Origin of the sequence: Streptomyces sp. NPDC090106 (genome assembly GCF_044747265.1) — a bacterium.
Classification (GTDB): Bacteria; Actinomycetota; Actinomycetes; order Streptomycetales; family Streptomycetaceae; genus Streptomyces.
Genome location: NZ_JBIVDS010000003.1, coordinates 730,930 through 756,853 on the forward strand (window position 1 = coordinate 730,930; position 25,924 = coordinate 756,853).

Consider the following 25,924-nt stretch of genomic DNA (forward strand, 5'->3'; position numbering starts at 1 on the left):
GGAAGAGACCAGGAGCATGCGCTGGACACGCGCCACCGCCGACGACGACAGTCCAGGCCGCACCGGAGCCCGGGCTCGTTCCCGGCCGCGTCCGCACGCAGGGAACCTGGACGATCCGAGTTATGTTGATAATAATGCTCGTATGATCTATGAACATGATAGCGGGCGGGCCGACGTCTTCGTCGGCGGTCGCTGGCGTCCTGGTTCCGGCGGTGAGTTCGATGTCCTGGACCCCGCGACGGAAGCGGTCGTCTCGCGGGTCTCGGACGGCACCGAGGCCGACGGCGCCGCCGCGGTGGACGCCGCCGCCGAAGCCTTCCCGGCCTGGGCCGCGACCGCCCCGAGAGAGCGCTCCGAGCTACTGCGCCGCACCTTCGAGCTGATGCTGCGCGACCGTGAGGCGCTGGCCGTCCTGATCAGCGCCGAGAACGGCAAGGCACTGGCCGACGCGCGCGGCGAGGTCACCTACGCGGCGGAGTTCTTCCGCTGGTTCGCCGAGGAGGCGGTGCGGACCGCCGGCGACTTCGGTCCCGCCCCGGCGGGCGGCACCAGAACCGTCGTGACTCACAAGCCGGTCGGTGTCGCCGCCCTGGTCACCCCCTGGAACTTCCCCGCCGCCATGGCCACCCGCAAGCTCGCTCCGGCGCTCGCCGCCGGATGCACCACGGTGCTCAAACCGGCCTCCCAGACCCCGCTGACCACGCTGGCGATCACCCGCCTGCTGGTCGAGGCGGGTCTCCCCGACGGTGTGGTCAACGTCGTGCCCACCCGGCGGTCCGGACCGCTGGTGTCGTCCTGGCTGGCCGACCCGCGCGTGCGGAAGGTCTCGTTCACCGGCTCTACGGAGGTCGGCCGGGTGCTGCTGGGCCAGGCCGCCGACCGCGTGCTCAACGCCTCGATGGAACTGGGCGGCAACGCGCCGTTCGTGATCACCGCCGACGCGGACCTGGACATCGCCGTCGAGGCCGCGATGGTGGCGAAGTTCCGCGGCGGAGGGCAGGCGTGCACGGCCGCCAACCGCTTCTACGTCCACGAGGAGGTGGCCGAGGCGTTCACCGACCGCTTCGGCGCCGAGGTCGGGAAGCTCAGCGTCGGAGCGGCCGCCGAGGGGCACGACATAGGCCCGCTGATCTCTGCCCACGCCGTGCGGGAGATCGGCGCGCTGGTGGACCGGGCCGTCCTGGCGGGCGCGACCGTCACGCACCGGGCCCCGGTCCCCGACGGCGCGGGCTTCTACTACCCCCCGACCGTGCTGACGGGCGTCGAGCCGGACGCCGAGATCGTCCGCAGCGAGATCTTCGGCCCCGTCGCCCCCCTCGTGACCTGGAGCGGGGAGGCGGAGCTGCTGCGGATGGTCAACGACACCGAGATGGGCCTGGCCGCCTATGTGGTCTCCGGCGAACTCGGCCGCGCGATGCGGCTGGCCGAGCGGATCGACGCGGGCATGGTCGGGATCAACCGGGGCCTGGTGTCCGATCCGTCCGCCCCGTTCGGCGGCATGAAACAGAGCGGCCTGGGACGCGAAGGCGCCCGAGCGGGCCTGGAGGAGTTCCTGGAGACCCAGTACTTCACCATCGACTGGCGGGGCTGAGGAGCACGATGAGCGACGAAGTGCAGGACCGGCTCGACATCGAGAAGGCGATGCGGCACTACGCCGTCGGCCTCGACGAGCGCAGGTGGGAGGAGTGGGATCTCGCGTTCACCGCCGACGGGATCATCGACTTCACCCCGATGGGCGGCAGACGCGAGACCCGTGACCAGATGCGGGAGCGGCTGAGCCGGCCCGACCCGGCGTGGCTGTTCGCCCAGCACCCGCTGTTCAACACGGTCATCACCCTCCGCGGCGACACCGCGACCGCGTTCTCCCACTTCCAGATGGAGACCGGCCGCCGCTCCGAGGGCGGCGCGGTCACGCGTGTCTCCGGCGGCGGCTCCTACGAGGACACGCTGGCCCGCACCCCTGAGGGATGGCGCATCACGGAGCGCCGTGTCCTCCTCAAGTGGAAGCACACCCGCACCGAGAAGGACGAGGTCACACGCGGCTGAGGAGGCGACGCGCCCGTGTCACCACGGGCGCGTCGACCATCGCGCCGTCCACGACGACCACGCCCGAGGACGAGGCCTCCGCCGCCTGGACGATCCGCTCGGCCCAGGCCACCTCGGCGGCGGACGGCGAGAACGCGGCGTTGACGGCCGCGACCTGCCGTGGATGGACGCACAGCTTGGCGCCCAGGCCCAGCTCCCGGGCCCGGACGAGGTCGTCGTCGAGCACGGAGGGATCGTCCAGACGGACGGTGACGCCGTCGACCGGAGCGGGCAGGCCCGCGGCGGCCGAGGCCATCACCAGCCGGCCGCGGCTGTAGGCGAACGCCGACGGCGAGGCCGGGTCCACCCCCAGCTCGGCGGCGAGATCGACGGTGCCGAGCGCCAGCCGGACCACCCCCGCGGCGCAGATCTCGTCGGCCGCGGTGACGCCCTGGGCCGTCTCCACCAAGGCGAGCACCTGGCCCACCCGCGCCCGGACCGCGGCCACCTGCGCGGCCGAGTCGGTCTTGGGCAGCATGACGACGACGCTCCGCCCGGCCAGGGCGGCCAGCTCGGCGTCGTGCGTCGCGGTCCCGACCCCGTTCACCCGGACGACGGCGGGGTTCCCCGCGTCGAGCCACGCGAGGACGTGCTCCAGCGCCTTCGGCCTGGCCGCGGGCGCCACGGCGTCCTCCAGGTCCAGGACGACGGCGTCCGCCCCGCTCCCGGCGGCTTTGGCGAACCGTTCGGGCCGGTCGCCCGGCACGAACAGGAAACTGCGGGCCGACGCGGCGTTCACGCCAGCACCCCCGTGAACCGCCAGTCCAGCACCGGCCTGACCTCGCCGTCGGCGCCCCGCGCGTCGACCAGACAGCGCAGGCCCGCCAGTCCGCCGCCGTCCGGCAGCGGCTCCAGGCCGGTGACCGACACGGTCGCCGCGAGAGCGTCGTCCTCGTGCACCGGTCCGACGTGGTCGCAGCCGTCCCAGCCCGTCACCGTCACCAGCGCGGGCAGGGCCCGGGTGACCTGGTGCAGTGCCAGCCCGATCGTGTGCCCGCCGTAGACCAGCCGCCGTCCCCCCGCGGCCGCCGCGTCGTGATGCACCGCGGCCAGGTTGCCGGTCAGCCGGGCCAGCTCGGGCGCCCCGGAGACGACGTCGCGTCCCTCGACCCGCCAGGTCGCTCCCGGTGCCAGCTCCGCGAAGTGCGGTCCCGGCACCCGCTCGCGGAACGCCGTCAGCTTCCAGTCGGCCACCGGCGCCGCCAGTTCGGCCCGGGACGGCGGCCGACCGATGAGGTCCAGATCGTCCTGCCGCTCCACCCGGGCGTCGGCCGAGGAGAGCGGCAGCATCGCGCACCTCCAGTAGTCGAGCACCGTACGGCCCGCCTGGTCGGTGGTGACGATGTGCAGCGCGGCGACGCCGGTGGGCGCGCGCCCCTCCCGGCGGCGGTTCTCCCGCAGCCCCTCCACGGTGGTCACCGTCGACAGGGTGTCGCCCACCGAGGGGAACCGGCGGAAGCACAGCCCTCGGTAGAACAGGTTGGCCTTGACGTGCTGCGTCACGGCCGTGGACTGCCCGATCGAGACGTCCCACACCAGGGCCGGGGGCGCCGGCGCGGGGACGCCCGCCACGGCCGAGGCCAGCCGCTGATCGAGCCCGATCCGCAGCCGGCTGCCCACGATCGCGCGATGCGCGGCCACCAGACCGTCCGTCAGGGTGAGCGCCGGGGCGTTGTCGAAGACCTGACCGATCCGCAGCTCGTCGGCGTAGGGACCGCGGACCACGCTCATGCGTCCTCCAGGATCAGCGACGCCGCGTGCCAGGCGAGTGCCTGTGTCGGCGCCGAGGTGTTGCCCGAGGGCTGGTGCGGGAACACGGACGCGTCGATCACCCGCAGCCCGGTCGTGCCCCGTACGCGCAGCCGTTCGTCGACGACGTCCGCGGAGTCCGGGCCCATGGCGCAACTGCCCAGCGGATGGTAGCCCGAGGCGCCCTGGAACAGGCCGACCTGCTCGAAGTCGGCCTCGCTGCGGACCTCGGGGCCGGGGATGCGCTCCTCGGTGATCAGATCGGCCACCGGACCGCCGCCGAACAACTCCCGCACCCGCCCGCCGACCTTGGACAGGATCCGCCGGTCCTCCTCGGTGTCGAGGAAGTTGGGCTGGATCGCCACCGGGTCCCCGAGGTCCGGGCCGGTGATGTGGATGTGACCCCGGCTGGTCGGGCGCAGCGGGTACGCGGCCAGCATCAGCCCCGGCTCGTCGTCGACGGCGAGCCGGTCGTTGTGCATCGTCTTCCCCTTCATCGAGAGGGGGTTGAAGAAGCCGCAGGTGTCGGGGCGGTCGGACGTGGGGTCCGCCTTGAAGTAGACCAGGGAGGTCGCCGAGCCGGCGGCGATGATCCCGTCCCGGCGGACCAGGTACCTCGCTCCCTGGTACATCCTTTTGACCTGGCTGTTCACCAGCGGGTTGAACCCTTCGGCCGCCCCCGGCCGGATCTTGTACATGAACCGCAGACCGCGGTGCTCGTTGAGCTTCTCGCCGACGTTCGGGCTGTCCACGACGAGCTTCACACGGGCGCGGGCGAGCACGTCCGACCGCCCGACACCGGAGCGTTCGAGGAGCGTCGGGGTGTCCAGCGACCCACCGCAGACCAGGACCTCCTTGCGGGCCCTGATCTCGATCCGCTGTCCCTTGCGCCGGGCGAGCACGCCGATGGCGCGGGTGCCGTCGAAGAGGATCCGCCCCACCTCCGTCCCGGTGGCCAGGGTGACGTTGCCGCGTTTGAGTGCGGGCCGCAGGAAGGCGCTCGCCGCGGTGACGCGCAGGCCCCGCCTGGTGGAGAACTGGGTGTAGCCGGTGCGTTCGTCGTCGGAGCCGTTGACGTCGAGGACGCGCTTGACCCCGGCGGCGGCGCAGGACTCCATGAACGCCTCGGACACCGGTTCGGCCGGTGCGGTCAGCTCGACGCTCACCGGCCCCGTGCCGCCGTGCAGTTCGCCCGCGCCGAGCTGGAAGGACTCCAGCTGCTTGTAGGCGCCGAGGAAGGTGTCCCAGCCCCAGCCGGGGTTGCCCTCCTGGACGAGACGGTCGAAGTCGTCGGCCCAGCCGCGGTTCCAGACCAGGCCGTTGATGGTGGTCGAACCGCCGACGACCCGACCGCGCCACCAGGCGTCCGTGGCGTCGTCGGGCCCGAACGGTCCGGCCGTGAACTTCTTCGCGTAGCGGTCGGAGTGCATGGTGAAGAAGAAGCCCTTGGGCACCAGGTGCATCGGGTTGCGGTCGTGTCCGCCGGCCTCGACCACCAGGACCGTGGCCCGGGAACCGGCCGAGATCCGCTCGGCCAGGACCGATCCGGCCGCACCGGATCCGATGATGACGTAGTCGAACTCCATGGTTTCTCCGGACTCAGACGGTGGCCGTGTCGAGGGCCAGGGCCGCGACACGGTCGAGGTGCTGGGTGGGGGTGCCCAGGGTCAGACCGTTGGTCGCGGCCCGCTTGAAGTACAGATGGGGCGAGCCCTCCCAGCTGAAGCCGATGCCGCCGTGCAGCTGGATCGCCCCGGCGGTCACCGCCTGGTACGACTCGCTCGCGACGGCTTTGGCCAGACCGGCCGCCAACTGGGGGTCGTCCGTGCCGTCCTGGAGGGCCCAGACACCGTGGTACGCGGCCGAGCGGGCGGTCTCGACGGCGATCAGCAGGTTGGCGCAGCGGTGTTTGACCGCCTGGAACGCGCCGACCGGCTGGCCGAACTGCTTGCGGGTGCTGACGTGCGCGACGGTGACGTCGAGCATGTGCTGGGACCCGCCGACCGATTCGACGGCCAGCAGGACCGAGGCCACCGACGCGGCCCGCTCGACGGCGCCCACCGCCTCGGCGCCGGAGGCCAGGAGCCGTGCCGGTGTCGCGGCGAAGGAGACCGCGGCCTGCCGGCGGGTCAGGTCGAGCGTGGTCAGCGCGGTGCGGTCCAGGCCCTCGGCGTCACCCGCCACGGCGAACAGGGCGGGGCCGTCCGCGGTGCGCGCCAGCACGAGCAGCGTGTCGGCGTCGGCCCCGTCGGGGACCTGGGCCGCTTCGCCGGTGAGCAGCCAGCCGCCCCTCACCCCGGTCCCGCCCGCCTCGACGGTGACGGCGTCCTCGTCCAGGACCCCGGTGGCGAGCGGCGCGACCAGGGTGGCCGTCCGCTCGCCGGAGCACAGCGGCGGCAGCAGCTCGCGTTTGGCGTTCTCGTCGCCGAGCGCCACCAGGGCCGGCATGGCCAGGGCGAGCGTGCCGAGCACCGGACCGCAGACCAGGGCCGCGCCGAGCTCGTCCACGACGACGGCCTGGGCGACCAGTCCGGCGCCGTCGCCCCCGTAGGCCTCGGGCACGGCGAGACCGAGGACGCCGAGGTCGGTGCCCAGCCGGCGCCAGAGCGCTCGGTCGTGGCCGAGCTCCGACTCCATGTGCTCGCGGACCACGGACTCGGGGAAGATCTCGGCGCAGAACTCGCGCACCATCGCACGCAGTTCGACGATCTCGTCGTCGAACTCGAACTCCTGGGTCATCGGGGGACGTCCTTCCATGCGACGCCCTTGTCGGCGCGCAGTTCCTGCGGCAGTTTGAGGACGCGTTCCCCGATGACGTTGCGCATGATCTCCGAGGTGCCGCCCTCCAACGTGGTGGCGCGGGACCGCAGGAACTTGCGCTGGATCGCGGTCGGGCCGGACTCGTCGTCCGGAGCGTCGAGCGAGTAGGTGTCGATCAGGGTGCCCTGCGGGCCGAGCAGTTCCAGACAGAACTCGTAGACCGCCTGGGACAATTCGGAGTTGAGCAGCTTGATGATCGCGCTCTCGGCGCCGACCACGCCCTTGTTCGCCGCCACCCTGGCCCGGTCGCCGGTCAGCCGCTGGGTCTCCGCCCGGACCCAGAGCCGGACCAGACGGTCCCTGAGCACGGGGTCGTGGCGTTCGGGGTGGGCCGCCCACAGGGCCAGGGCGTCGGCGATCACACCGCTGCCGCGGGCCGCCACCCGGTCGCCGAGCGAGGTCCGTTCGTCGCCGAGGGTGCTGTTGGCGACGATCCAGCCCGCACCGACCTCGCCGAAGCGCTGGCTGTCGGGGATGAACACGTCGTCGAGGAACACCTCGTTGAACGCGGCCCGCCCGGTGATCTGGCGCAGGGGCCGCACGGTGATCCCCGGCGACCGCATGTCGACGACGAAGTAGGTGAGTCCCTTGTGCTTGGGCACATCGGGGTCGGTGCGGGCCAGCAGGATCGCCCACCGGGACAGATGGGCGAGGCTGTTCCAGACCTTCTGGCCGTTCACCCTCCAGCCGTCGCCGTCGCGGACCGCGCGGGTGGCCAGTCCGGCCAGGTCGGATCCCGCGCCCGGTTCGCTGAACAGCTGGCACCATTTCTCCTCGCCGGTGGCCAGCGGGCGCAGTCGGCGGGCGGCGAACTCCCGGTCCGCGTACCGGCGGATCGTGCCGGCCACGATGCCGTAGCCGATGGTGTTCACCGTCCGGGGCTCGGGGCCGCCTGCCTCCCGCATCACCCGGTTGGCGAGCGGCTGGAGGGAGCGGGGGGCGTCCAGGCCGCCGAGTCCGACCGGGAAGTGGACCCAGGTCAGCCCGGCGTCGTACCAGGCGCCCATCAGCTCCGGGAGCGGAGTCGTGGCGGGCGGATGTTCCGCCACCACCCGGCGGGCGGTGGCCTCGACCAGCTCCGCGTCGGGCGTGGTCGCCGGTGATGCGGTCATCAGGCTCCTAGAGTGCGACAAGGGGGAAGTCACGGAAACGACTTCAACATAACATGAGCATTATTTGGGTGGCTCAGGCGAGCACGGCGTCCCCGATCCGCCCGCCCGGCGTGAAGCGGACCGGGATCTCGTAGGGCCCCACCACCGAGGGGGTCTGCGGATGCTGGTGCCACACGACCTCGCCGGCCGGGCGCAGGTCGGGCAGACGGGTGACCAGCGCCGTGAACACCGCCACCAGCTCCGCCCGCGCCAGGTGGGAGCCGAGGCAGAAGTGCCGTCCGGCGCCGAAGGCGAGGTGCGGGTTGGGGGAGCGGTGGATGTCGAAGGTGTCGGGGTCGGCGAACACCTCGGGGTCGCGGTTGGCCGCGCCGTAGTAGCTGACGAGCTTCGTCCCCCTGCGCACCGCGACACCGGCGAACTCCGCGTCGCGGGTGGCGGTGCGGCGCTGGAAGACGATGGGCGGGTCGAAGCGGAGCATCTCCTCCACCGCCTGCGGCACCAGTGACGGGTCCTCGACGAGCGCGCGGTGCGCCTCGGGGTGCTGGAACAGCCGGTTCATGCCGGTGGCTATCACGTTGCGCGAGGTGTCGCTGCCCGCCGAGACCAGCAGCTGGAAGTCCAGCTGGAACTGGTACTCGTCGAAGGGGATGTCCAGCACCTCCGCATGCGCGATCTTGGTGAGCATGTCCTCGCGGGGCTCCGCCGTCCGCTCCCGGTAGGCGTCGCTGGCCCAGGCGTAGAGCGTCCTGACGGCCTCGGCGCCGATCCCGTGGGACGGGTCGGTGCCCCGGGCCAGGACGGCCGCGGCGTCGAACATCACCAGTGACTGCTCGCGCGGGAGGCCGATCAGGTCCGCCATGACGAAGCTGGCCGTCCGGCCGGCGATGTCGTCGACGAAGTTGCAGCTCCCCTTCTCGACGACCCGGTCGATCACGTCGTCGACGAGTTTCTCCAGGACGTCCTGCTGGGAGCGGACCCGCATCACGCCGAGTTCCGGGCTGAGCAGCCGCCGGTGCGGGGTGTGGTGCGGAGGGTCGGAGAAGATCAGGTGCTGGTGGGTCTCGTCCCCCTGGACGGCCGTGTCCGTGATCAGTGTGGTGGGGGCGTTGGCGTAGGTCTCCGAGTCCGTCTCCAGCGCCTTGACGTCCGCGTACCGGGTGAGGGCGTAGAAGCCGGGGCCGCCGTCGGGCTCCGCGTGCCAGTGCACCGGGTCGTTCTCGCGCAGCCACCTGTAGAGCTCGTAGGGCTGTCCCACGACGTAGTGGGCGGGGTCGAGCAGGTCGATCTCCATGCGGCACCTCGGGCGGTGGGTCGAAGGCAGGCCAATTGTGTTTCTACTTATCTTGTAACTATCTTGGGATGGTCGCAAGGCAGTGGCTGCATTATTGTTCGAGACAAGAGCAGCATCCTTCGACCATCACAGAGACGTGCCTGCCAGGAGGACTCCGGTGACCGCAACCATCCGCACGAGACGTCCCTATCGGACGCACAACCCCGCCACCGGCGAGACGCTGCGCGAGTACCCGTGCCTCGGCGACGACGAGCTGGAGGCGAAGCTGGCCCTGGCCCACCAGGCCCACCTCGCCTGGCGCGAGGTGCCGATAGCCGAGCGTGTCGCCCTGTTCGCCAAGGTGGCCGACCTGATCGAGGCCAGGCTCCCCGAACTGGCCCGGCAGGCCACGCTGGAGATGGGGAAGACCCTTCCCTACTCCCTGGGCGAGGGCGCCGGCGCGGTGGGCATGTTCCGCTACTACGCCGAGCACGGCGAGGCCCAGCTCGCGGACGAGGTGATCGAGGCGCCCGGCTTCTCGAAGCTGGTGCTGCGCCGCGAGCCGGTGGGCGTGGTCCTCGGGATCGAGCCGTGGAACGCCCCGCTCTACCAGGCGATGCGCGCCACCGCCCCCAACCTGATCCTCGGCAACACCGTGATGGTGAAGCCGGCCGAGATCTGCGCCGGCTCCACCCTGATGTTCGACGACATCTTCCGTGAGGCCGGATTCCCCGAGGGCTGCTACCAGACCGTGCTGGCCGCGCGCGACCAGGTGTCCGCCCTGATCGCCGACGACCGGGTGCGCGCCGTGACCCTCACCGGTTCCGACGCCGCCGGCGCGTCCGTCGGCGAGCAGGCCGGCCGGCACATCAAGCCCGTGGTCCTGGAACTCGGCGGCTCCGACGCCTTCATCGTGCTGGACTCCGCCGATGTCGACGTCGCCGCGGGCACCGCGGCCACCTGCCGTCTCGTGCTCGGCGGTCAGGCGTGCGCGCTGCCCAAGCGGGCCATCGTCACCGAGGGCGTCGCCGACGACTTCACGGAGAAGTACGTCGCCGTGTTCGCCTCCCAGGTGGTCGGCGACCCGTTCGACGAGACGGTGACCGTCGGCCCGATGTCCACCCGGGCCGCGGCCGACCTGCTCCAGGAACAGCTCGACGACGCCGTCGCCAAGGGGGCCACCGTCCTGCTGGAGGGCGGCAGGATCGACGGGCCGGGGTCGTTCTTCAAGCCCGCGGTGATCACCGGCGTCACCCCGGAGATGAGGCTCTACCACGAGGAGGCCTTCGGCCCGCTCGGTGTCGTCTACCGGGTGCCGGACACCGAGGCCGCGGTGCGCCTCGCCAACGACAGCCCCTACGGCCTGGGCGGCGCCGTCTTCGGCGAGCCCGAGGAGGCCCTGGCGGTGGCCGGCCGCATCGACACCGGCGGCGTCGGCGTGAACACCTTCCTGGGCTCACCGACCGAGGCGCCGTTCGGCGGCACCAAGCGCTCCGGCGTCGGTCGCGAACTGGGCGGGCGCACCGGCATCGACATGTTCGCCAACCTCAAGACGTACGGCTTCCCCGTCTGAGCCCCGGCCCGCCCGATCCGTGCCGCAACCGGCCGGGCGGGCCGGTCCCACCTCCTGTTCCGGCGGGCTCACCACCCTCCGCGACAGGCCCGCCGCACCGAGGAGCGTTCCGATCAGCACCCGTCGCACCGTCTCGCCCCGTCGCCGCTACACCAAGGCCGAACTCGACGCGCTCGCGCTCCGGTACCGCACCTGGGGCAAGTGGGGTGCGGACGACGAGGCGGGCGCCCTCAACCACATCACCCCCGACCGGGTGGCCGCGGCGGCCCGGCTGGTCCGCACCGGCAGGACCTTCTCCCTGGCCATCCCGCTCGACCGAGAGGGCCCCATGCCGTCCCGGACGGCCCGGGTGAACCCCCAGCACCAGATGTACAAGCACGGGGGCGATCTGCTGGCCGACTGGGAGAACGCGCGCCACGGCATGCAGTCCACCGACGACGGCGTCTACATGCCCTTGCAGTGCGCCACCCAGTGGGACGCCTTCAGCCATGTCTTCTACGACGGTGTCACCTACAACGGGCACGGCCCCGAGAGCGTGACCAGCCAGGGCGCGCTGCACAACAGCATCGCCCAGGTGGCCGACAGAGTGGTGGGCCGCGGCGTCCTGCTGGACTTCCCCCGGTTCTACGGCGTCGACTGGCTGGAACCCGAGGACGCCATCCAGGACACGGACCTGGAGGCGTGCGCGAGGGCGCAGGGCGTCGAGATCGGCGAGGGCGACATCGTCCTGATCCGCACCGGCCACATGCGGCGGCGCCGGGCCGAGGGGCAGGAGCACTGGGGCGACTACGCCGCCGGTCCCGCGCCCGGCCTCGGCGTCAGCAGCGCAGACTACCTCCTGCCACGCCGGGTCGCCGCGGTCGCCGGTGACACCTGGGGGCTGGAGAGCGTGCCGAGCGAGTCGCTGCCCGAGGCCAAGTTCGCCCTGCACGTGATCTTCCTGGTCAACGCCGGTGTGCTGATCGGAGAGATCTGGGACCTGGAGGAACTGGCCGCGGACTGTGCCGCCGACGGCGTCCACGAGTTCTTCCTGAGCGCGCAGCCGCTCACCGTGACCGGAGCGGTCGGATCGCCGCTCAACCCGATCGCCGTCAAGTGACCGATCCCCGAGGAGAGACCATGCCGGAGTACCGGTTCATCACCTACGAACTGCTGGACGGGGGGACCATCGCCCGGATCACACTGAACCGGCCACGCTATCGCAACGCCCAGAGCCGCAGCCTGCTCGTCGAACTCGACGAGGCGATGCTGCGGGCGGAGGCGGACGACACGGTGCGTGTGGTGATCCTCGCCGGAAACGGAATGACGTTCTCCTCCGGCCACGACATGGGGACACCGGAGCGGGCCACCGAGCGGGCCGAGGGGCCGGAACAGCACCCGACGTTCCGCGGCAACGGGGCCACCCGGCTCAGCGCCGAGAAGCGCATGGTCCAGGAGTGGCATTACTACTACCAGAACTCGCTGCGGTGGCGGAACCTGCGCAAGATCACCGTCTGCTCGGTGCAGGGGCCGGTGCACGCGGCGGGGCTGACCTTCGCGTGGTCCTGCGACCTGATCGTGGGCGCCGAGGGCACGACGTTCTCCGATCCGGTCGGCACCCGGCTCGGCATGTGCGGCGTCGAGTACTTCGCCCACCCCTGGGAGTTCGGCCTGCGGCGGACCAAGGAGCTGATGCTCACCGGAGGGGACGTCAGCATCGAGGAGGCCCACCGGATCGGCATGGTCAGCCAGATCTTCCCGGCCGGCGAACTGGCCGAGCGGACCCTGGAGTACGCCCGGGAGATCGCCCGGAGGCCGACGATGACCGCCCTGATGATCAAGGAGGCGGTCAACCAGACCCAGGACAACATGGGCTTCCACAACGCGCTCCAGGCCTGCTTCAGCCTGCACCAGATCAATCACGCGCACTGGGCCGAGATCCACGGCGGCCGGGTGGCGCACGCGACGATCGAGGACGGGGCCGTGGACTGGCGCAAGGGGGCCGCATCGGCCAAGCCCGACCAGGACCCGATCGCCGCGGAGGTGGCCCGATGAAGGAACGGTGGAGCGACCGGGACGCCGACTGGACGCCCGACTACGCGGGCCTGATGCGTCTCGACGGCCAGGTGCACGTGGTGCTGGGCGCCGGCTTCGGCATCGGACGGCAGACGGCGCACGCGCTGTCCGCGTTCGGGGCCACGGCCGTGTGCGTCGACCGTGACCGGGAGCGGGCCGAGAAGGTGGCGGCCGAGGTCGGCGGCGTCGCCTGGACGGGCGACATCACCGACCGGGACGCGATGGCCGCCCTGTTCGGCTTCGTCGAGGAGCGGTGCGGGCGCCTCGACGGCGTCGTCGACATCGTCGGTCTGTCGATCTACAAGCAGGTCCAGGACCTGTCCGACGACGACTGGCTGTTCCACCTCGACATCGTGCTCAAGCACGCGTACCTGGCGATCACCCATGCCGCGGAGTTCTGGAAGCGCACGGGCACCGCGGGGTCGATGGCGTTCGTCGCGTCGGTGGCCGGGATGGGCAGCTCGCCCAAGCTGGCCGCGTACGGGGCGATGAAGGCGGCGCTCATGTCCCTGGTCCGCACGTCGGCGGTGGAGCTGGGCCCGCTCGGGGTCCGGGTCAACGCGGTGGCCCCGGGCACCATCCGGACACCGCGTCAGCAGGCCAACCCGCGCTGGACGCCCGAACTCGTGCAGGCCAACATCGACAAGACCCCGCTGGGGAAGCTGGCCTATCCCTCGGACATCGCCAGTGTGCTCCTGTTCCTGCTCTCGCCGCTGGCCGGGCACGTCACCGGCGAGTCGATCGTCGTCGACGGCGGCAACCACGTGCTGTTCAACGTCAGCTCGCCCGAGCCCGAGCCCGAACGCAAGGGCTGAGCCCGAGGACAAGGGCTGAGACCGGGCCTGAGACCGGGCCTGAGTTCCGGCGAGTGAGATCCGCCCCCGAACGCGCACCTGCGTTCGGGGGCGGATCCGGTCAGCGCGCGGCGGGCCGCAGCAGGTCGCCCAGGGCCAGCGTCTTGGGGATGTCCCGCTTGACCACCTTCCCGCTGGACGTGCGCGGCAGGGCCTCGTCGATCAGCGCGATCCGTACCGGCACCTTGAACGCGGCCAGACGACCGGCGGCGAAGCCGCGCAGCTGCTCGGAGTCGAGCGTGCTGCCGGGCAGGAGCCGGACGACGGCGACCAGTTCCTCGCCCAGCGTCGGATGGGGCGCTCCCAGCGCGGCGCTCTCGACGACGTCGGGGTGGCCGTTGAGCACGGCCTCCACCTCCGCGCACTGGATGTTCTCCCCACCGCGGATCACGGTGTCCTTGAGCCGTCCCACGATGTAGATCAGTCCGGCGTCGTCGGTCCTGCCCAGATCGCCGGTGCGGAACCAGCCGTCGCGGAACTCCGCCGCGTCGGGCATCCCGAGATAACCGGCGACCACCTGGGGGCCGCGGACCGCTATCTCGCCCTCCTCGCCGACGCCGAGCCGCTGCCCCTCCTCGCTCAGGATGGCCACCTCGGCGGTGGGCAGCGGGCGCCCCACGCTGTCCGGGTGCCCGGCGAAATCGGCCGCCGAGATGGAGACCACGCCCGAGGTCGTCTCGGTCAGCCCATAGCCCGTCCGCGGCGTGACCCGGTCACCGAACCGCTCGGTCACGGCGGCGATGACCTTCGCGGGCGCGGCCGACCCGCCCATCCCGATCACCCGCAGACTGTCGAGGCGGTGCCCGGCCGCCGCGTCGAGGAAGGTCTGGATCACGAACGGGGGACCGGCCAGTTCGTTGGCCCGTTCCGTCTCCACCAGGCGGACCGCCTCCGCGGCGTTCCACTTGTACATGAGCACCAGGCAGTGTCCGGAGTAGGCGGCCGTGTAGAGGGTGTTGAGGCCCGCGATGTGGAAGAACGGGAAGGTCACGACCTTGGTGGAGGGCGCGGGCGGCAGGATCTCGTGCGGGCCGTCGGCCGTCGCGGGCTCGATCCGCATCGCCCGGATCAGCTTGTTGAGCAGCGACGCGGAGTGGTTGCGGTGCGTGTGCATCGCACCCTTGGGCTTGGCCGTGGTCCCGGACGTGAACATGATCGTCGCCGGGTCCTCGGGGGCGACCTCCACCTCGGGCGGTGCCCCGCCGGCGGCCTCCGACACCAGCGCGTCGAAACCCACCACGTCGACCCGGGCGGTGGGCGTCTCGTCGCAGCGCACGGCGACCACGGTGCGCACACCGCTCGCGGACAGGTCCTCGTCGGCGAGCAGCGCGATGCGTTCGCGGTCGGCGACCAGCACCACCGGACGGGACTCGGTGACGACGTCGGCCAGCTCCCGGGTCCGCAGCCAGCCGTTGTAGGGCACGATCACGGCGCCGATGAGCTGGGCGGCCCAGAACGTGAAGACGAACTCGGGGTAGTTGCGCATCGCGATCCCGACGCGGTCGCCCTTGACCACCCCCAGGCCCTGGAGCGCGTGGGCCAGGGCGGTCACCGTCTCCCACTGGTCCCGGTAGGTCCAGCGCTGGTCCCGGAACACGAGAGCGGTCCGGTCGAAGTGGGCCGCGGTGGCCAGGAACGCGTCGCGCAGGGTGCGGGGATCGCGGTCGAACACCTCCAGCGGGCCATGGCCGAGGTCGACCTCTGCCAGCGGGAACGCCCCGCCGGGCGCGGTCAGGATCCGGAGCCGGGACATCTCGTCCAGGGACATGAGGCACTGCCTTCCGCGCGTCTGTAATGGTGATGCATAATAACAACACAAGTTGAAGCTTGTTGAGGAGTGCAATAGTGGATGTGATCACCCGGCAGGGCGGTTTCCGTGGCGCACCGACGAGCAGTGGCTGGTCCTTCAAGGGCGTTCCGTACGCCGCCGCCCCCGTCGGCGAGGCCCGTTTCGCGGCGCCCCGGCCGCCGGAGCCGCACGAGGGCGTCGCCGACGCGACGGAGTACGGCGCCACCGTCTCCACCCCGCCGCAGCGGTCGGCCGTGATCGACGCCCTCCTGCCCGACCCGCGGCGGCCTGGGCCCAACGGTCTGAACCTGAACATCTGGACCCCCGACGTCACCGGCCGCGCACCGGTCCTGGTCTTCGTGCACGGCGGCGGATTCGCCACCGGGGCCGGCTCGACCACCGCCTTCGACGGCACGGCGTTCGCCCGGGACGGCGTCGTCGCGGTGACGGTCAACTACCGCCTGGCCGCCGAGGGGTTCGCGTTCTTCCCGGACGCCGTGCCCAACCGAGGTCTGCTGGACGTCGTCGCGGCCCTGGAGTGGGTCCGCACCGAGATCGCGAACTTCGGAGGCGACCCGGCCCGGGTGACGGTCTGCGGGGAGTCGGCCGGCGCGATGGCTGTCTGCACGTTGCCGGCCGTGCCGCGGGCCAAGGGACTCTTCCACCGGGCGATCTCCCAGAGCGGCACCGCGCACCACGTCCACACCGTCGAGCGGGCCCGGCTGGTCGCGGCCGAACTGGCCGCGGAACTGGGCACCGAGGCGACGGCCGAGGCGGTCGCCGCGGTGCCGGAGGACCGTCTGCACGCGGCGAGCAACGCCGTGATGAACCGGCTGACCTCCGGCCGGGACCCGCGATTCGCCGCGTTCACACGGCTGGTCTTCCAGCCGGTCGTCGACGGCGACATCCTCCCCGAGCACCCCTACCGGGCCATGACCGAGGGCGCGGGCGCCGGCATCGGTCTGCTGATCGGAGCCAACGCCGAGGAGTACGGCCTCTTCGTCGCCCCCACCGGGATGGGGGACAAGCTGACCGAGGACGTGCTGCGGGCCACCACCGCACGGATCTGCCCCGACCCCGACGCGATGATCGCCGCCTACCGCGCCGGACGTCCGGACGCGAGCGCGGCCGAGCTGTTCGTCGAGATCCAGTCCGACTGGTTCTGCGTCGCACCCACCGAACGCCTCGCCGCCGCCCGCCGCGAGAGCGCCTACGCCTACCAGTTCGCCTGGCGGCCCTCGACGTACGACGGCCGGGTCGGCGCCTGCCACACCCTGGAGATCCCGTTCGTCTTCGACACCCTCGCCGACCCGTGGGGCAGCGGACTGCGGGGCACCGAGGCACCCCAGGCCCTGGCCGACGAGATGCACGCGGCCTGGGTGGCGTTCGTCCGCGACGGCGATCCCGGGTGGCCGGTCCACGGGGCGAGCGGCACGGTCCACCGCTTCGGCACGCCGAGCGGGACGGTGACCGATCCATGGGCGCGGGCCCGCGAGGCCTGGGCCGGCCGGGAGCTGTGACGCGATGCTGATCCTCGACGCGCAGATCCATGTCTGGAAGGCGTCCACGCCGGAGCGCCCCTGGCCGGCCGACGCCATAGAGCCGCAGCGTCCGGTCCCGCTGGAGGTGCCCGAGGTGGCGGGCGAACTCGCCCGCGCCGGGGTCCGCGGCGCCCTGCTGCTCGGCCCGACCTGGGAAGGCTCCCGCAACGACTACGTCCTGGCCGCCGCGGCGGCCGAGCCTTCCCGGTACGGCGCGATCTGCCGCTGGGCCACCGCGAGTCCCGCCGGGACCGAGCGGCTGGCGGACTGGCGCTCGGTCACCGGGATGCGGGCGATCCGGATGTCGCTCAACCGCGGGGACGTGGGCGGTGCCCTGTCCGCCGCCCGGCGCAGCGGGTTCTTCGCCGCGGCCGAACGGTTGGGGGTGCCCCTCAGCCTCTACGCTCCCGGCCGGTACGGCCTCTACCGCGACCTGGCCGAGGAGTACCCCGGTCTGAGGATCGCGGTCGACCATGCCGCGGTCGAGAGCTCCGGGCTCCCCCTCGCCGAGGCGGTCGCGCCGCTGGCCGCGCTGGCGGCGTACCCGAACCTCGCGGTCAAGGCCTCGGCTCTGCCCTGCTTCGTCGACCTGACCGCCGAGACGCGGCCGTACCCGTCGGTCACCGAGGCCGTGTACCGGCTGGTGGAGGCGTTCGGCGCCGAGCGGGTGTTCTTCGGCTCCGACCTGTCCCGGTTGCCGGTGCCCTACGCCGACCTCGTCGACGTCTTCGTGAACCGTCTGCCGGAGCTGTCCGGTGCCGAGCGGGCGCTCGTCCTCGGTCGCGGGCTCGCCGACTGGCTGGGCTGGAGCGAGGCCCGCGATGAGTGAGCTGGTGCGGGTCGAGACGCGGGGCCCGGTCCTGCTGGTCACGCTCGATCGCGCGGAGCGGCGCAACGCCGTGAACGCCGGGATGACCCTCGCCCTCGACGCCGCGTTCGACCGGCTCGACGACGACCCCGCACTGCGGGTCGGGGTGCTCGCGGCCGAGGGGCCGTACTTCTGCGCCGGGACCGATCTGCGGACCGGCGCCGGGCCGCACACGGAACGGGGCGGCATGTACGGCGTGATCCGCCGCCGACGCCTCAAGCCCCTGGTGGCGGCGGCCGCCGGGCCCGCACTGGGCGGCGGGTTCGAACTCGTGCTCGCGGCCGACCTGGTGGTGGCCGCGCGCGATGCCTGGTTCACGCTGCCCGAGACCACCCGCGGGCGGGTGCCCGCGGCCGGGGGCCTGTTCCGGGGGCCGGACCGGCTGCCGCGCAACGTGGCAGTCGAGCTGATGCTCACCGCCGGACGTCTCACGGCGGAGCGGGCGCACCACCTCGGACTGGTGAACCGTCTGAGCGAGCCGCGGGACGTGCTCCCCGAGGCGCTGGACCTGGCGCTGGCGACCTGCGCCGGTGCGCCCGGGGCGGTGGCCGAGTTGTTCGCCGGGCTGCACACGGTGGCGGCGGCCGGTGAGGAGACGGGCTGGGCCGCGTCGCGCACCGCGATGACCGCGCTGCTGACCTCGGAGGACCGCACCGAGGGCAACGCCGCCTTCGTCGAGCGCCGGGCGCCGCGCTGGGTCCCCGACGACGAGGTGCGCGGGACGGTGCTGGGATGAGGGAGCAGCGGCGCGGCCGGGCGATCGCGATGACACCCGGCGAGGTGGACCTCTTCCTGGCCTCCGAGCGGGTCTGCCGGGTGGCCACCGTCGGAGCGGGCGGGCACCCGCACGTGACGCCCCTCTGGTTCGTCTGGGACGGCTCCGCCCTGTGGCTGAACTCCGTCGTCCGCAGCCGCCGATGGGCCGATCTGGCGCGGGATCCGAGGGTCTCCGTGGTCGTCGACGCGGGGGACGACTTCGACGAACTGCGCGGCGTCGAGCTGTCGGGTGAGGTCGAGGTGGCTTCGGAAGTGCCGCGGACCTCCCGGCCGCGAGCGGACTTGGCCGAGATCGAGCGCGGTTACGCGCGGAAGTACTCCGGCACACCCGAGTTCGTGGCCGACGGCCGGCACGCGTGGCTCCGGTTGACCCCCGCCCGGCTGGTGAGCTGGGACTTCCGCAAGAACCCGGCGCTGAAACCGCGTCGAAGTGGTTGACGGCACCCCACGGCCTGAGCAATATTGCAAGACACTTACAAGACGGCTAGTTATCGACTAGGGCATTACTAGAGCCGTCAGCCGCCCGGCCCGCGACGACGTGTCGCCCGACCCGAGGTACGCCGTGGACACCTATTTGCCCTTCATCATCGCCGGTCTCGTGACCGGTTCCGTCCTGGGCCTGGCCGGCACCGGCCTGGTCCTGACCTACAAGACGTCCGGCATCTTCAACATCGGCCACGGAGCGATCGCCGCCGCTGCCGCCTTCGTCTTCTACTGGCTCCACATCGACAACGGACTCAGCTGGTGGCTGGCCGGATTCCTCTCCGTCTTCGTGTTCGGACCGCTCTTCGGTCTGGTGCTCTCCGCGGTGAGTCTCAAGCTGAGCAACCAGCGGCCCGCGCTCAAGGTCGTCGCCACGGTCGGCATCGTGCTCCTCGTCCAGGGGCTGGCCACCGTCACGTACGGCTTCAACGCCCTGCGGCCACCACCGTTCCTGCCCAAGGCGGCCGAGATCGTCCGGATCGGCGGCGTCAACATCACGTACGCCCAGCTCACCATCATGGCGATCTCTCTCGTCGCCGTGGCGTCGCTCTACTACTTCTTCCGCGTCAGCCGCACCGGCCTGGCGATGCGGGCCGTGGTCGACGATCCCGACCTGGTCGCCCTGCACGGCACCAGCCCGCAGGCGGTCCAGCGGCTCTCCTGGAGCATCGGCGCCTCCTTCGCGGCGATGTCCGGCGTCCTGATCGCCCCGACCATGGGCATCGACTCGGTGACCATGACCTTCCTGGTGGTGCAGGCGTTCGGCGCGGCGGCGGTCGGAGCCTTCTCGAACATCCCGTTGACCTACGTCGGCGCTTTGGCGGTCGGCGTGGTCTCCAACCTCATCACCAAGTTCTCCATCGAAGCGCCCGCCCTGAGCGGACTGAACACCGCGCTGCCGTTCATCCTGCTGCTGGTCGCCCTCCTGGTCATCCCCAGACGCAGACTCGACCTGCCCTCGCGCGCCGAGCAGCCGCCCAAGATCCCCTATCACGGGCCGACGAGCACACGGTTGATCGCCGGCGGCCTGGTCCTGGTGTTCCTGCTGATCGCCCCGGCGCTCTTCAGCGGCCAGCTCACCTATCTGACGGTCGGTCTGACCCAGGCCATCGTGCTGTTCTCCCTCGGTCTCCTGGTCCGCACGGCCGGCATGGTCTCCCTGTGCCAGGCGGTGTTCGCCGCGATCGGCGCCGTCACCTTCGCGCAGGTCGCCGAGGCCTGGGGGCTGCCCTGGCTGGTAGGCGTCCTGCTCTCGGCACTGATCGTGGTGCCGGTGGCGGCGGCCCTGGCCCTCCCGGCGATCCGGTTGCAGGGCCTGTTCCTGGCCATGGCCACGCTGGGCTTCGGACTCTCGATGGAAGGCTGGGCCTACCAGAAGGAGTGGTTCTTCGGCACCACCGGCACCGGCCGCCCGATGCCGCGCCCGACCGGCATGGAGTCCGACGAGAGCTGGTACTACGTGGTGCTGGCCTTCTTCGTCGTCGCCGCCCTGCTGATGGTGGCGATCCACGCGAGCCGGCTGGGCCGCACCCTGCGCGGCCTGTCCGAGGCGCCGCTCGCGGTGCGCACCCTGGGCCTCAACACCAACCTGCTCAAGCTGATCGTGTTCTGCGTCGCCGGATACTTCGCCGGCGTCGGCGGGATCCTCTACGGCAGCACCGTGAACTACGTCGTGCTCGGGGACCAGTACTACGCGGCCTACTACTCGCTGGTGCTGGTCGCGACCCTCGCGCTGATGCCGTTCCGCGAGCCCTGGTACGCGGTGGTCGCCGTGATGGCCGCCCTGATCCCGGCCTTCTGGCACAGCCCGAACGCCCAGCCGTGGCTCAACGTGCTGTTCGGCTTCTTCGCCATCGTGATCGCCACACAGGGCGGCGCCGACCCGCTGCCCCGACGAGCCCGCGACTGGATCGACCGGCGCTTCGGCAGGCGGCAGGCCGCCGCTCCACAGGTGACGGTGGAGTCCGACCCCTGGGAGATGCCGCCCTCCGCCGGTGGCCTGGAGATCCGCGACCTGACCATCCGCTACGGCGGTCGCACCGCTGTGGACCAGGTCGGCCTGAAGGTCGCGCCCGGCCGGATCACCGGGCTGATCGGCCCCAACGGCGCCGGGAAGACGACCCTGTTCAACGCCGCCAGCGGTCTGCTCACCCCGGCCACCGGGTCGGTGCTCCTCCAGGGCCAGGACGTGACGGGACTCGACGCCGCCGCGCGAGGCCGTCGCGGTCTGGGACGGACGTTCCAGCTGATGCAGCTGGCCGATTCGCTCACGGTCGGTCAGAACGTCGCGCTGGGTGTGGAGTCCGGCCTGGCCGGCTCCCGGCTGCGGGGTCAGATCCTGGCCACCCGGTCGGAGCGGCGCCGGACACGGGAGGCGGCCGAGTACGCCATGGAACTGTGCGGCATCAGCGACCTGCGGGACGTCAACGCGGGGCAGCTGTCCACCGGCCAGCGGCGCCTCGTCGAGCTGGCCCGCTGTCTGAGCGGCCCGTTCGACACCCTGCTGCTGGACGAACCGTCCTCCGGCCTCGACCCGATGGAGACCGAGCGGTTCGGGGAGACCCTGGCCCGCGTGGTCCGCACCCGCGGCTGCGGCATCCTCCTGGTCGAGCACGACATGGCGCTGGTCCTGCGGATCTGCGCCGACATCTACGTCCTGGACTTCGGCAAGCTGCTGTTCCACGGCACCCCGGAGGAGGTCAGGACCAGTCCCGTCGTGCAGGCCGCCTACCTCGGCTCGGAGACCGGGACCCGGGACGACCTGACCGACGAGATCGAGGAGACGGTCCGATGACCGACCAGCTCACCCGCGCCGGAGCGACCGGCACCGCCCCGCCGGCCGAGGCGCCGCCCTGCCTGGAACTGCGCGACGTCGACGCCAGCTACGGCACCACCACCGTGCTCAGGGGCGTCTCGCTGAAGGTGGCCCCCGGCTCGGTGACCGCGCTGATCGGCCCCAACGGCGCGGGCAAGACCACGTCGCTGCGGGTGGCCTCGGGACTGATGCGCCCCACCGGCGGACAGGTGCTCGTGGACGGGCAGGACGTGACGAGGTCGTCCCCGGCCCGCCGCGCCAGGGGCGGCCTGTGCCACATCCCCGAAGGGCGCGGCGTCTACCGGAACCTGACGGTGCGCGAGAACCTCCTCATGCAGGCCGGCTCGTCGAGCCCCAAGGACGCGATCGAGATCGCCGCCTCGGTCTTTCCACGGCTCGGCGAGCGGCTGGCCCAGAAGGCGGGCACGCTCTCCGGCGGCGAGCAGCAGATGCTCGCCCTGTCGGCGGCGTACGTGGCCGATCCCGCGCTCGTTCTCGTCGACGAACCGTCGCTGGGCCTCGCCCCGATCATCGTGGACCTCGTCTTCGACTTCCTGCAGACCCTGCGGGAGAAGAACGTCGCCCTGCTGCTGGTCGACCAGTACGCCCTGCGCACCCTGGCCATCGCCGACCACGCCTACGTCCTGCGGCGCGGCGAGATCGCCTACGACGGGGACGCCGCCGGTCTGCTGCGCGGCAACATGTTCGAGAAGTACATCGGAGAGGCCGCGGCCTGACCCGGTCGCGTCCGTTCCCCCGCTGCCCCGTACAGGGATCCGCGCCCGCGGTCCCCGTGCGGGGCAGCGGCGCGTCCGCGGGAGCCTCCGAGGCTGATCCTGCGGGCCCCTGCCGGTCCTCGTGACGGGGCGGGACCGTGGAGCCGCCGCGCCGGCCGCGAGCGGCCCGCGTACGACGGCAGGAGGCCCGCACCCTCACGGGGTGCGGGCCTCCTGCCGTCGGTGCCGCCGGAGGGCCTCAGTAGCCGATGCAGGTACTGGCGAGGTCGCCCTCGGCACCGTTGCCGGACTTGTCGGGCTCGACGCTCTCGGGGTTGGCGTCGCCGGCGTCGAACTTGAAGAGCCAGCTGCACCCGACCGGCTTCGACGGCTCCCCCTTGGTGAAGGTGACCGGTTCGGGCAGCAGACCGTCCAGGGTCTCGTTCTTGACCGTGTACATGGCGTCCATGACGGTCTCCCGCGTGATCTCGGACGGCTTGGCCGTCTCCAGGGCTTTCTTCAGCAGTTCGAAGGAGGACCAGATGGCGGTGGAGTTGCCCGAGGTCCAGATGCCGTCGGGCGAGTACTCGGCCATGGCGTCCCGGTAGACCTTGACCGGCGCGGCCTCGGACCACCACGGGAAGCCGTTGGTGCCGCCCACGGAACGGAAGCCCGGCACCTTGCCGAACGCCGTCTGGTCGAAGCCGGAGTTGATCACCGAGAAGATGCCGGTGTACCCCTGCTGGAGACAGTCCGAGGCGAAGCGCGTGCCGGTGGCGAAGCCGATGTTGAAGGCGATCGCGTCGGCGCCGTCACCGATGAAGGAGAGGCACTCGGCCGTGTAGGCGGAGGCCGAGGCGGAGATCAGCTGCGTGCCCACCCCCTTCATCCCGATGGACTGGGCGTAGCTCAGCGCCTTGCCGCCGTTCTCCTGGCACACCGCGACCTCGGCGCACGCGGCCCAGCCGAAGTTCTTGCCGCCGGCGGCCTTGGCCTGGTCGGCGTACGCCTTGATCGTGTAGTCCGAGCCGGAGACGTTCTGGAAGACACCGGGGACGGCGGACCAGAGGAGGTCGCTCGAACCCCCGCCGGAGATGACGGCGACCGGGGTGTCCGTGAACAGCTTCGTCATCGCGCCCTCGGCCACGAGGTCCGTGAGGAAGACGGCGTCGACGGAGTCGTCGTCGAGGAACTGCTTGGCCACCGAGGTGGCGCCCGGCACGGTGTTCTTCGTGTCGACCACCTCGATCTCGACCGGGTGGCCGTTCACACCGCCGTGCGCGTTGGTGTACTTCTGCCACGCCTGCGCCACGGCCTGGGCGCCGAGGCCGTTGGTGGCCTGCGGGCCCGACATGGACGCGCCGTAGCCGATCTTGATCGGTTCGCCGGTCAGCGGGGGTGCCGACTCGTCGGTGGTGTTCGAGGTGGACGTGGCGTCGCCGCTGCCGCAGGCGCTGAGCGCCAGACAGCCGACGGCCAGGGCGGCTCCGAACTTCAGGGCCCGCGCCCGGGTGAGGATCCTGCGTGGCACGTGAGACTCCTAGGGGTGATCAGTGCTCCCGCCGCGGAGACGGGCTCCCTGCGCGCAGAACTTAGACGGACACAGCATCACTTGTCCATTGTTTGTACATAGTTAGGAATCGAAGGGAAATGTGCGGCGGCCGAGGTAGCGCACGTACCTGGCCCGTCCTGGGTGCCTCCCATTAGGATGGGAGTAACACAAGAGCAAGTGGATAGAGCGGATGCGAGGAGGACTCATGGGCGTGCTTCCGGACCTGGAGACCCTGGCCGACAAGTCGGCCCTCACCGAACTGGTCGCCCGACTGGAACAGGCGGTGGACCGCAAGGACCGCGAGGGGATCGTCGCGTGCTACTCGCCGAAGTCCTTCGACGACCACGGCCGCTGGCGCGGCAGCGGTGAGGAGTTCGCGGAGTTCATCTGCAACAACCCGGGATTCACCACGGCCTCGGCGTTCATCTACCACCTGATGGGCCAGTCGGTCTTCGAGATCGAGGGCGACGAGGCCTACGGCGAGTCCTACTTCGCCTACTGGATGCAGACCGCCGAGGACCGTCTCTACCAGTCGATCGGCCGCTACCTCGACTACTTCCAGCGCGCCGACGACGGCTGGCGGATCACCTACCGCCGCGTCGTCATGGAGTGGGACGGCACGCTCGCCGCCGAGAACGCCGTCCCGGGCGGCCACTTCCGCGGCACCCGCGACCGGACCGACCCGCTCTACAAGCGGCTCAAGTGGCCGGAGAACCCGGAGACCAAGACCTCCGCGGGCTGAAGCCCCCGGCCCCGGCCCGGGCCCCGGCTGAGTCGGCGTCCGGGGCGGCCGGCGGCGGGCTCCGCGCTCAGATCGAGAGCCCGCCGTCGGCCACCAGGATCTGCCCGGTCACGAACGACGCGTCGTCCGACAGCAGGAACGCGACGACGCCCGCCACCTCGGCGGGCTCGGCCACCCGCCCCATCGGGATCCGGGCCAGCAGCCGCGCCCGCCTGCCGGGCTCGTCCTGGAGACGGTCGATCATCGCCGTGCGCATGTGCCCCGGTCCCACCGCGTTGACCCGCACGCCGTCCGCGGCGTGGTCCCGGGCGGCGGCCCGCGTCAGCCCGAGGACACCGTGCTTGGCCGCCGCGTACGACGTCACCCCCGCAGACTGGACCGTCGTACTCGTGTAGGACGCGACGTTCACGACCGCGCCGCGCCCGGCGGGCACCATCACCGCCAGTTCCGCCCGCTGGCACCGGAACACCGCGTGCAGATTCAACTCGATGATGGAGTGCCACAGTTCCTCGTCGTAGCCCGACGACGGCTGAGGCGGCGGGCTCACCCCCGCGTTGTTGACCGCTCCGTCGAGGCGGCCCCAGCGGTCCACGGCCGCTGTCACCAGCCGCGCGGGCAGGGCCGGGTCCGCGAGGTCCCCGGGAAGCGCCAGAACCTCGCCCCCGTGCGCGCGGGCCCGTGCCGCGACCGCCTCGCAGTGCTCACGCCGTCGCCCGGTCAGGACGAGGTGCGCCCCCTCCGACGCCAGCCGTGCGGCCACGGCCGCACCGAGGCCGCTCGTGGCCCCGGTGACCAGCACGACACGGTCCTGGAACCGGCGCACTCAGCCGACCAGCCGGATCGCCTGCATCGGGCACATGTCGACGGCCGAGGACACGGCGTCCTCCCCGGCGCCGTCGAGGACGGCCGAGGTGTACCGGCCCGAGGCCCCGTGGCGGTGGGCGAGCTGTCCCTCGTCATCGAGCGAGAACAGGCCGGGCGCGGCGAACACGCACTGACCGTGGTTCTCGCAGCGGTCCAGGTCGACGGCGAACTTCATGCTGCATCTCCTTGGCGGGACGGCCGCCGCACGACGGCCTCGGATGGTGGTGGCGGCCCGTCCGGGCCGTGGAAGGTGCCGGGG

At 71.8% G+C, this 25,924-nt stretch carries 23 protein-coding genes; 13 read left to right on the top strand and 10 right to left on the bottom strand.

Annotated elements, in window-relative coordinates; genetic code table 11:
* Positions 1–142: 142 nt before the first annotated feature.
* Both ACIPSE_RS13165 and ACIPSE_RS13170 read left to right on the top strand, forming a co-directional pair.
* Entirely contained in the window at positions 143–1,591 is a 1,449-nt protein-coding gene (locus tag ACIPSE_RS13165) for an NAD-dependent succinate-semialdehyde dehydrogenase (protein ID WP_401661452.1), read from the top strand.
* 8 nt (positions 1,592–1,599) lie between these two features.
* Positions 1,600–2,046 (top strand): nuclear transport factor 2 family protein, encoded by a 447-nt coding sequence (locus tag ACIPSE_RS13170; RefSeq protein WP_401661455.1) that lies wholly within the window; start codon positions 1,600–1,602, stop codon positions 2,044–2,046.
* Here ACIPSE_RS13170 and ACIPSE_RS13175 read toward each other — a convergent pair.
* From ACIPSE_RS13175 to ACIPSE_RS13200, 6 genes are all read right to left on the bottom strand, one after another.
* Positions 2,033–2,824, bottom strand: coding sequence for an HpcH/HpaI aldolase/citrate lyase family protein (locus ACIPSE_RS13175; protein WP_401661458.1), 792 nt, complete (start codon positions 2,822–2,824; stop codon positions 2,033–2,035). The genes ACIPSE_RS13170 and ACIPSE_RS13175 overlap by 14 nt on opposite strands.
* The gene (locus ACIPSE_RS13180; protein WP_401661460.1) at positions 2,821–3,816 is read right to left on the bottom strand and encodes a hypothetical protein; all 996 of its coding nucleotides are present in this window, start codon (positions 3,814–3,816) and stop codon (positions 2,821–2,823) included. The genes ACIPSE_RS13175 and ACIPSE_RS13180 overlap by 4 nt, the downstream gene beginning before the upstream one ends.
* Entirely contained in the window at positions 3,813–5,420 is a 1,608-nt protein-coding gene (locus ACIPSE_RS13185; RefSeq protein ID WP_401661463.1) for a GMC family oxidoreductase, read from the bottom strand. The genes ACIPSE_RS13180 and ACIPSE_RS13185 overlap by 4 nt, the downstream gene beginning before the upstream one ends.
* A 13-nt stretch (positions 5,421–5,433) precedes the next feature.
* Complete coding sequence (locus tag ACIPSE_RS13190; RefSeq protein ID WP_401661466.1) at positions 5,434–6,573, bottom strand: acyl-CoA dehydrogenase family protein; 1,140 nt, start codon at positions 6,571–6,573, stop codon at positions 5,434–5,436.
* A complete protein-coding gene (locus ACIPSE_RS13195) occupies positions 6,570–7,766 on the bottom strand; it encodes an acyl-CoA dehydrogenase family protein (RefSeq protein WP_401661469.1) in 1,197 nt (398 codons plus the stop codon). Before ACIPSE_RS13195 ends, ACIPSE_RS13190 begins: the two co-directional genes overlap by 4 nt.
* A 73-nt stretch (positions 7,767–7,839) precedes the next feature.
* Positions 7,840–9,057: a cytochrome P450 gene (locus ACIPSE_RS13200; RefSeq protein ID WP_401661472.1), complete on the bottom strand. Its 1,218-nt coding sequence runs from the start codon at positions 9,055–9,057 to the stop codon at positions 7,840–7,842.
* A gap of 157 nt (positions 9,058–9,214) precedes the next feature.
* On the opposite strand from ACIPSE_RS13200, the gene ACIPSE_RS13205 reads away from it, so the two are divergent.
* The 4 genes from ACIPSE_RS13205 to ACIPSE_RS13220 are packed head-to-tail and all read left to right on the top strand — an operon-like array spanning position 9,215 to position 13,479.
* A complete protein-coding gene (locus ACIPSE_RS13205; protein WP_401661474.1) occupies positions 9,215–10,609 on the top strand; it encodes an aldehyde dehydrogenase family protein in 1,395 nt (464 codons plus the stop codon).
* Between the two features lie 19 nt (positions 10,610–10,628).
* The gene (locus ACIPSE_RS13210; protein ID WP_401661477.1) at positions 10,629–11,708 is read left to right on the top strand and encodes a cyclase family protein; all 1,080 of its coding nucleotides are present in this window, start codon (positions 10,629–10,631) and stop codon (positions 11,706–11,708) included.
* 20 nt (positions 11,709–11,728) lie between these two features.
* Positions 11,729–12,643, top strand: coding sequence for an enoyl-CoA hydratase (locus ACIPSE_RS13215; RefSeq protein WP_401661478.1), 915 nt, complete (start codon positions 11,729–11,731; stop codon positions 12,641–12,643).
* Positions 12,640–13,479 carry an SDR family NAD(P)-dependent oxidoreductase gene (locus ACIPSE_RS13220; RefSeq protein ID WP_401661481.1) on the top strand — a complete coding sequence of 280 codons (840 nt, stop codon included), beginning with the start codon at positions 12,640–12,642 and terminating at the stop codon, positions 13,477–13,479. The genes ACIPSE_RS13215 and ACIPSE_RS13220 overlap by 4 nt, the downstream gene beginning before the upstream one ends.
* A gap of 100 nt (positions 13,480–13,579) precedes the next feature.
* Here ACIPSE_RS13220 and ACIPSE_RS13225 read toward each other — a convergent pair whose 3' ends face one another.
* Positions 13,580–15,286, bottom strand: coding sequence for a class I adenylate-forming enzyme family protein (locus ACIPSE_RS13225; protein WP_401661483.1), 1,707 nt, complete (start codon positions 15,284–15,286; stop codon positions 13,580–13,582).
* Between the two features lie 77 nt (positions 15,287–15,363).
* Between ACIPSE_RS13225 and ACIPSE_RS13230 the strand changes: the two genes are divergently transcribed.
* From ACIPSE_RS13230 to ACIPSE_RS13255, 6 genes are all read left to right on the top strand, one after another.
* Positions 15,364–16,827, top strand: a complete 1,464-nt coding sequence (locus ACIPSE_RS13230; RefSeq protein ID WP_401661486.1) for a carboxylesterase/lipase family protein — start codon at positions 15,364–15,366, stop codon at positions 16,825–16,827.
* A gap of 4 nt (positions 16,828–16,831) precedes the next feature.
* Positions 16,832–17,677: an amidohydrolase family protein gene (locus tag ACIPSE_RS13235; RefSeq protein WP_401661489.1), complete on the top strand. Its 846-nt coding sequence runs from the start codon at positions 16,832–16,834 to the stop codon at positions 17,675–17,677.
* Positions 17,670–18,452: an enoyl-CoA hydratase-related protein gene (locus tag ACIPSE_RS13240; protein ID WP_401661491.1), complete on the top strand. Its 783-nt coding sequence runs from the start codon at positions 17,670–17,672 to the stop codon at positions 18,450–18,452. The genes ACIPSE_RS13235 and ACIPSE_RS13240 overlap by 8 nt, the downstream gene beginning before the upstream one ends.
* On the top strand, positions 18,449–18,931 hold the full coding sequence (locus ACIPSE_RS13245; RefSeq protein ID WP_401661493.1) for a pyridoxamine 5'-phosphate oxidase family protein: 483 nt from the start codon (positions 18,449–18,451) through the stop codon (positions 18,929–18,931). Before ACIPSE_RS13240 ends, ACIPSE_RS13245 begins: the two co-directional genes overlap by 4 nt.
* Before the next feature lie 124 nt (positions 18,932–19,055).
* A complete protein-coding gene (locus tag ACIPSE_RS13250) occupies positions 19,056–21,770 on the top strand; it encodes an ATP-binding cassette domain-containing protein (RefSeq protein ID WP_401661495.1) in 2,715 nt (904 codons plus the stop codon).
* A complete protein-coding gene (locus ACIPSE_RS13255; RefSeq protein WP_401661498.1) occupies positions 21,767–22,528 on the top strand; it encodes an ABC transporter ATP-binding protein in 762 nt (253 codons plus the stop codon). Before ACIPSE_RS13250 ends, ACIPSE_RS13255 begins: the two co-directional genes overlap by 4 nt.
* Before the next feature lie 238 nt (positions 22,529–22,766).
* On the opposite strand, the gene ACIPSE_RS13260 is transcribed toward ACIPSE_RS13255, so the two are convergent.
* Positions 22,767–24,038 (bottom strand): ABC transporter substrate-binding protein, encoded by a 1,272-nt coding sequence (locus ACIPSE_RS13260; protein WP_401661501.1) that lies wholly within the window; start codon positions 24,036–24,038, stop codon positions 22,767–22,769.
* A 226-nt stretch (positions 24,039–24,264) separates the two neighbouring features.
* On the opposite strand from ACIPSE_RS13260, the gene ACIPSE_RS13265 reads away from it, so the two are divergent.
* The gene (locus ACIPSE_RS13265; protein ID WP_401661503.1) at positions 24,265–24,801 is read left to right on the top strand and encodes a nuclear transport factor 2 family protein; all 537 of its coding nucleotides are present in this window, start codon (positions 24,265–24,267) and stop codon (positions 24,799–24,801) included.
* 67 nt (positions 24,802–24,868) lie between these two features.
* Here ACIPSE_RS13265 and ACIPSE_RS13270 read toward each other — a convergent pair whose 3' ends face one another.
* Positions 24,869–25,624, bottom strand: a complete 756-nt coding sequence (locus ACIPSE_RS13270; protein WP_401661506.1) for an SDR family NAD(P)-dependent oxidoreductase — start codon at positions 25,622–25,624, stop codon at positions 24,869–24,871.
* Complete coding sequence (locus tag ACIPSE_RS13275; protein WP_401661508.1) at positions 25,625–25,840, bottom strand: ferredoxin; 216 nt, start codon at positions 25,838–25,840, stop codon at positions 25,625–25,627.
* Positions 25,841–25,924 lie beyond the last annotated feature (84 nt).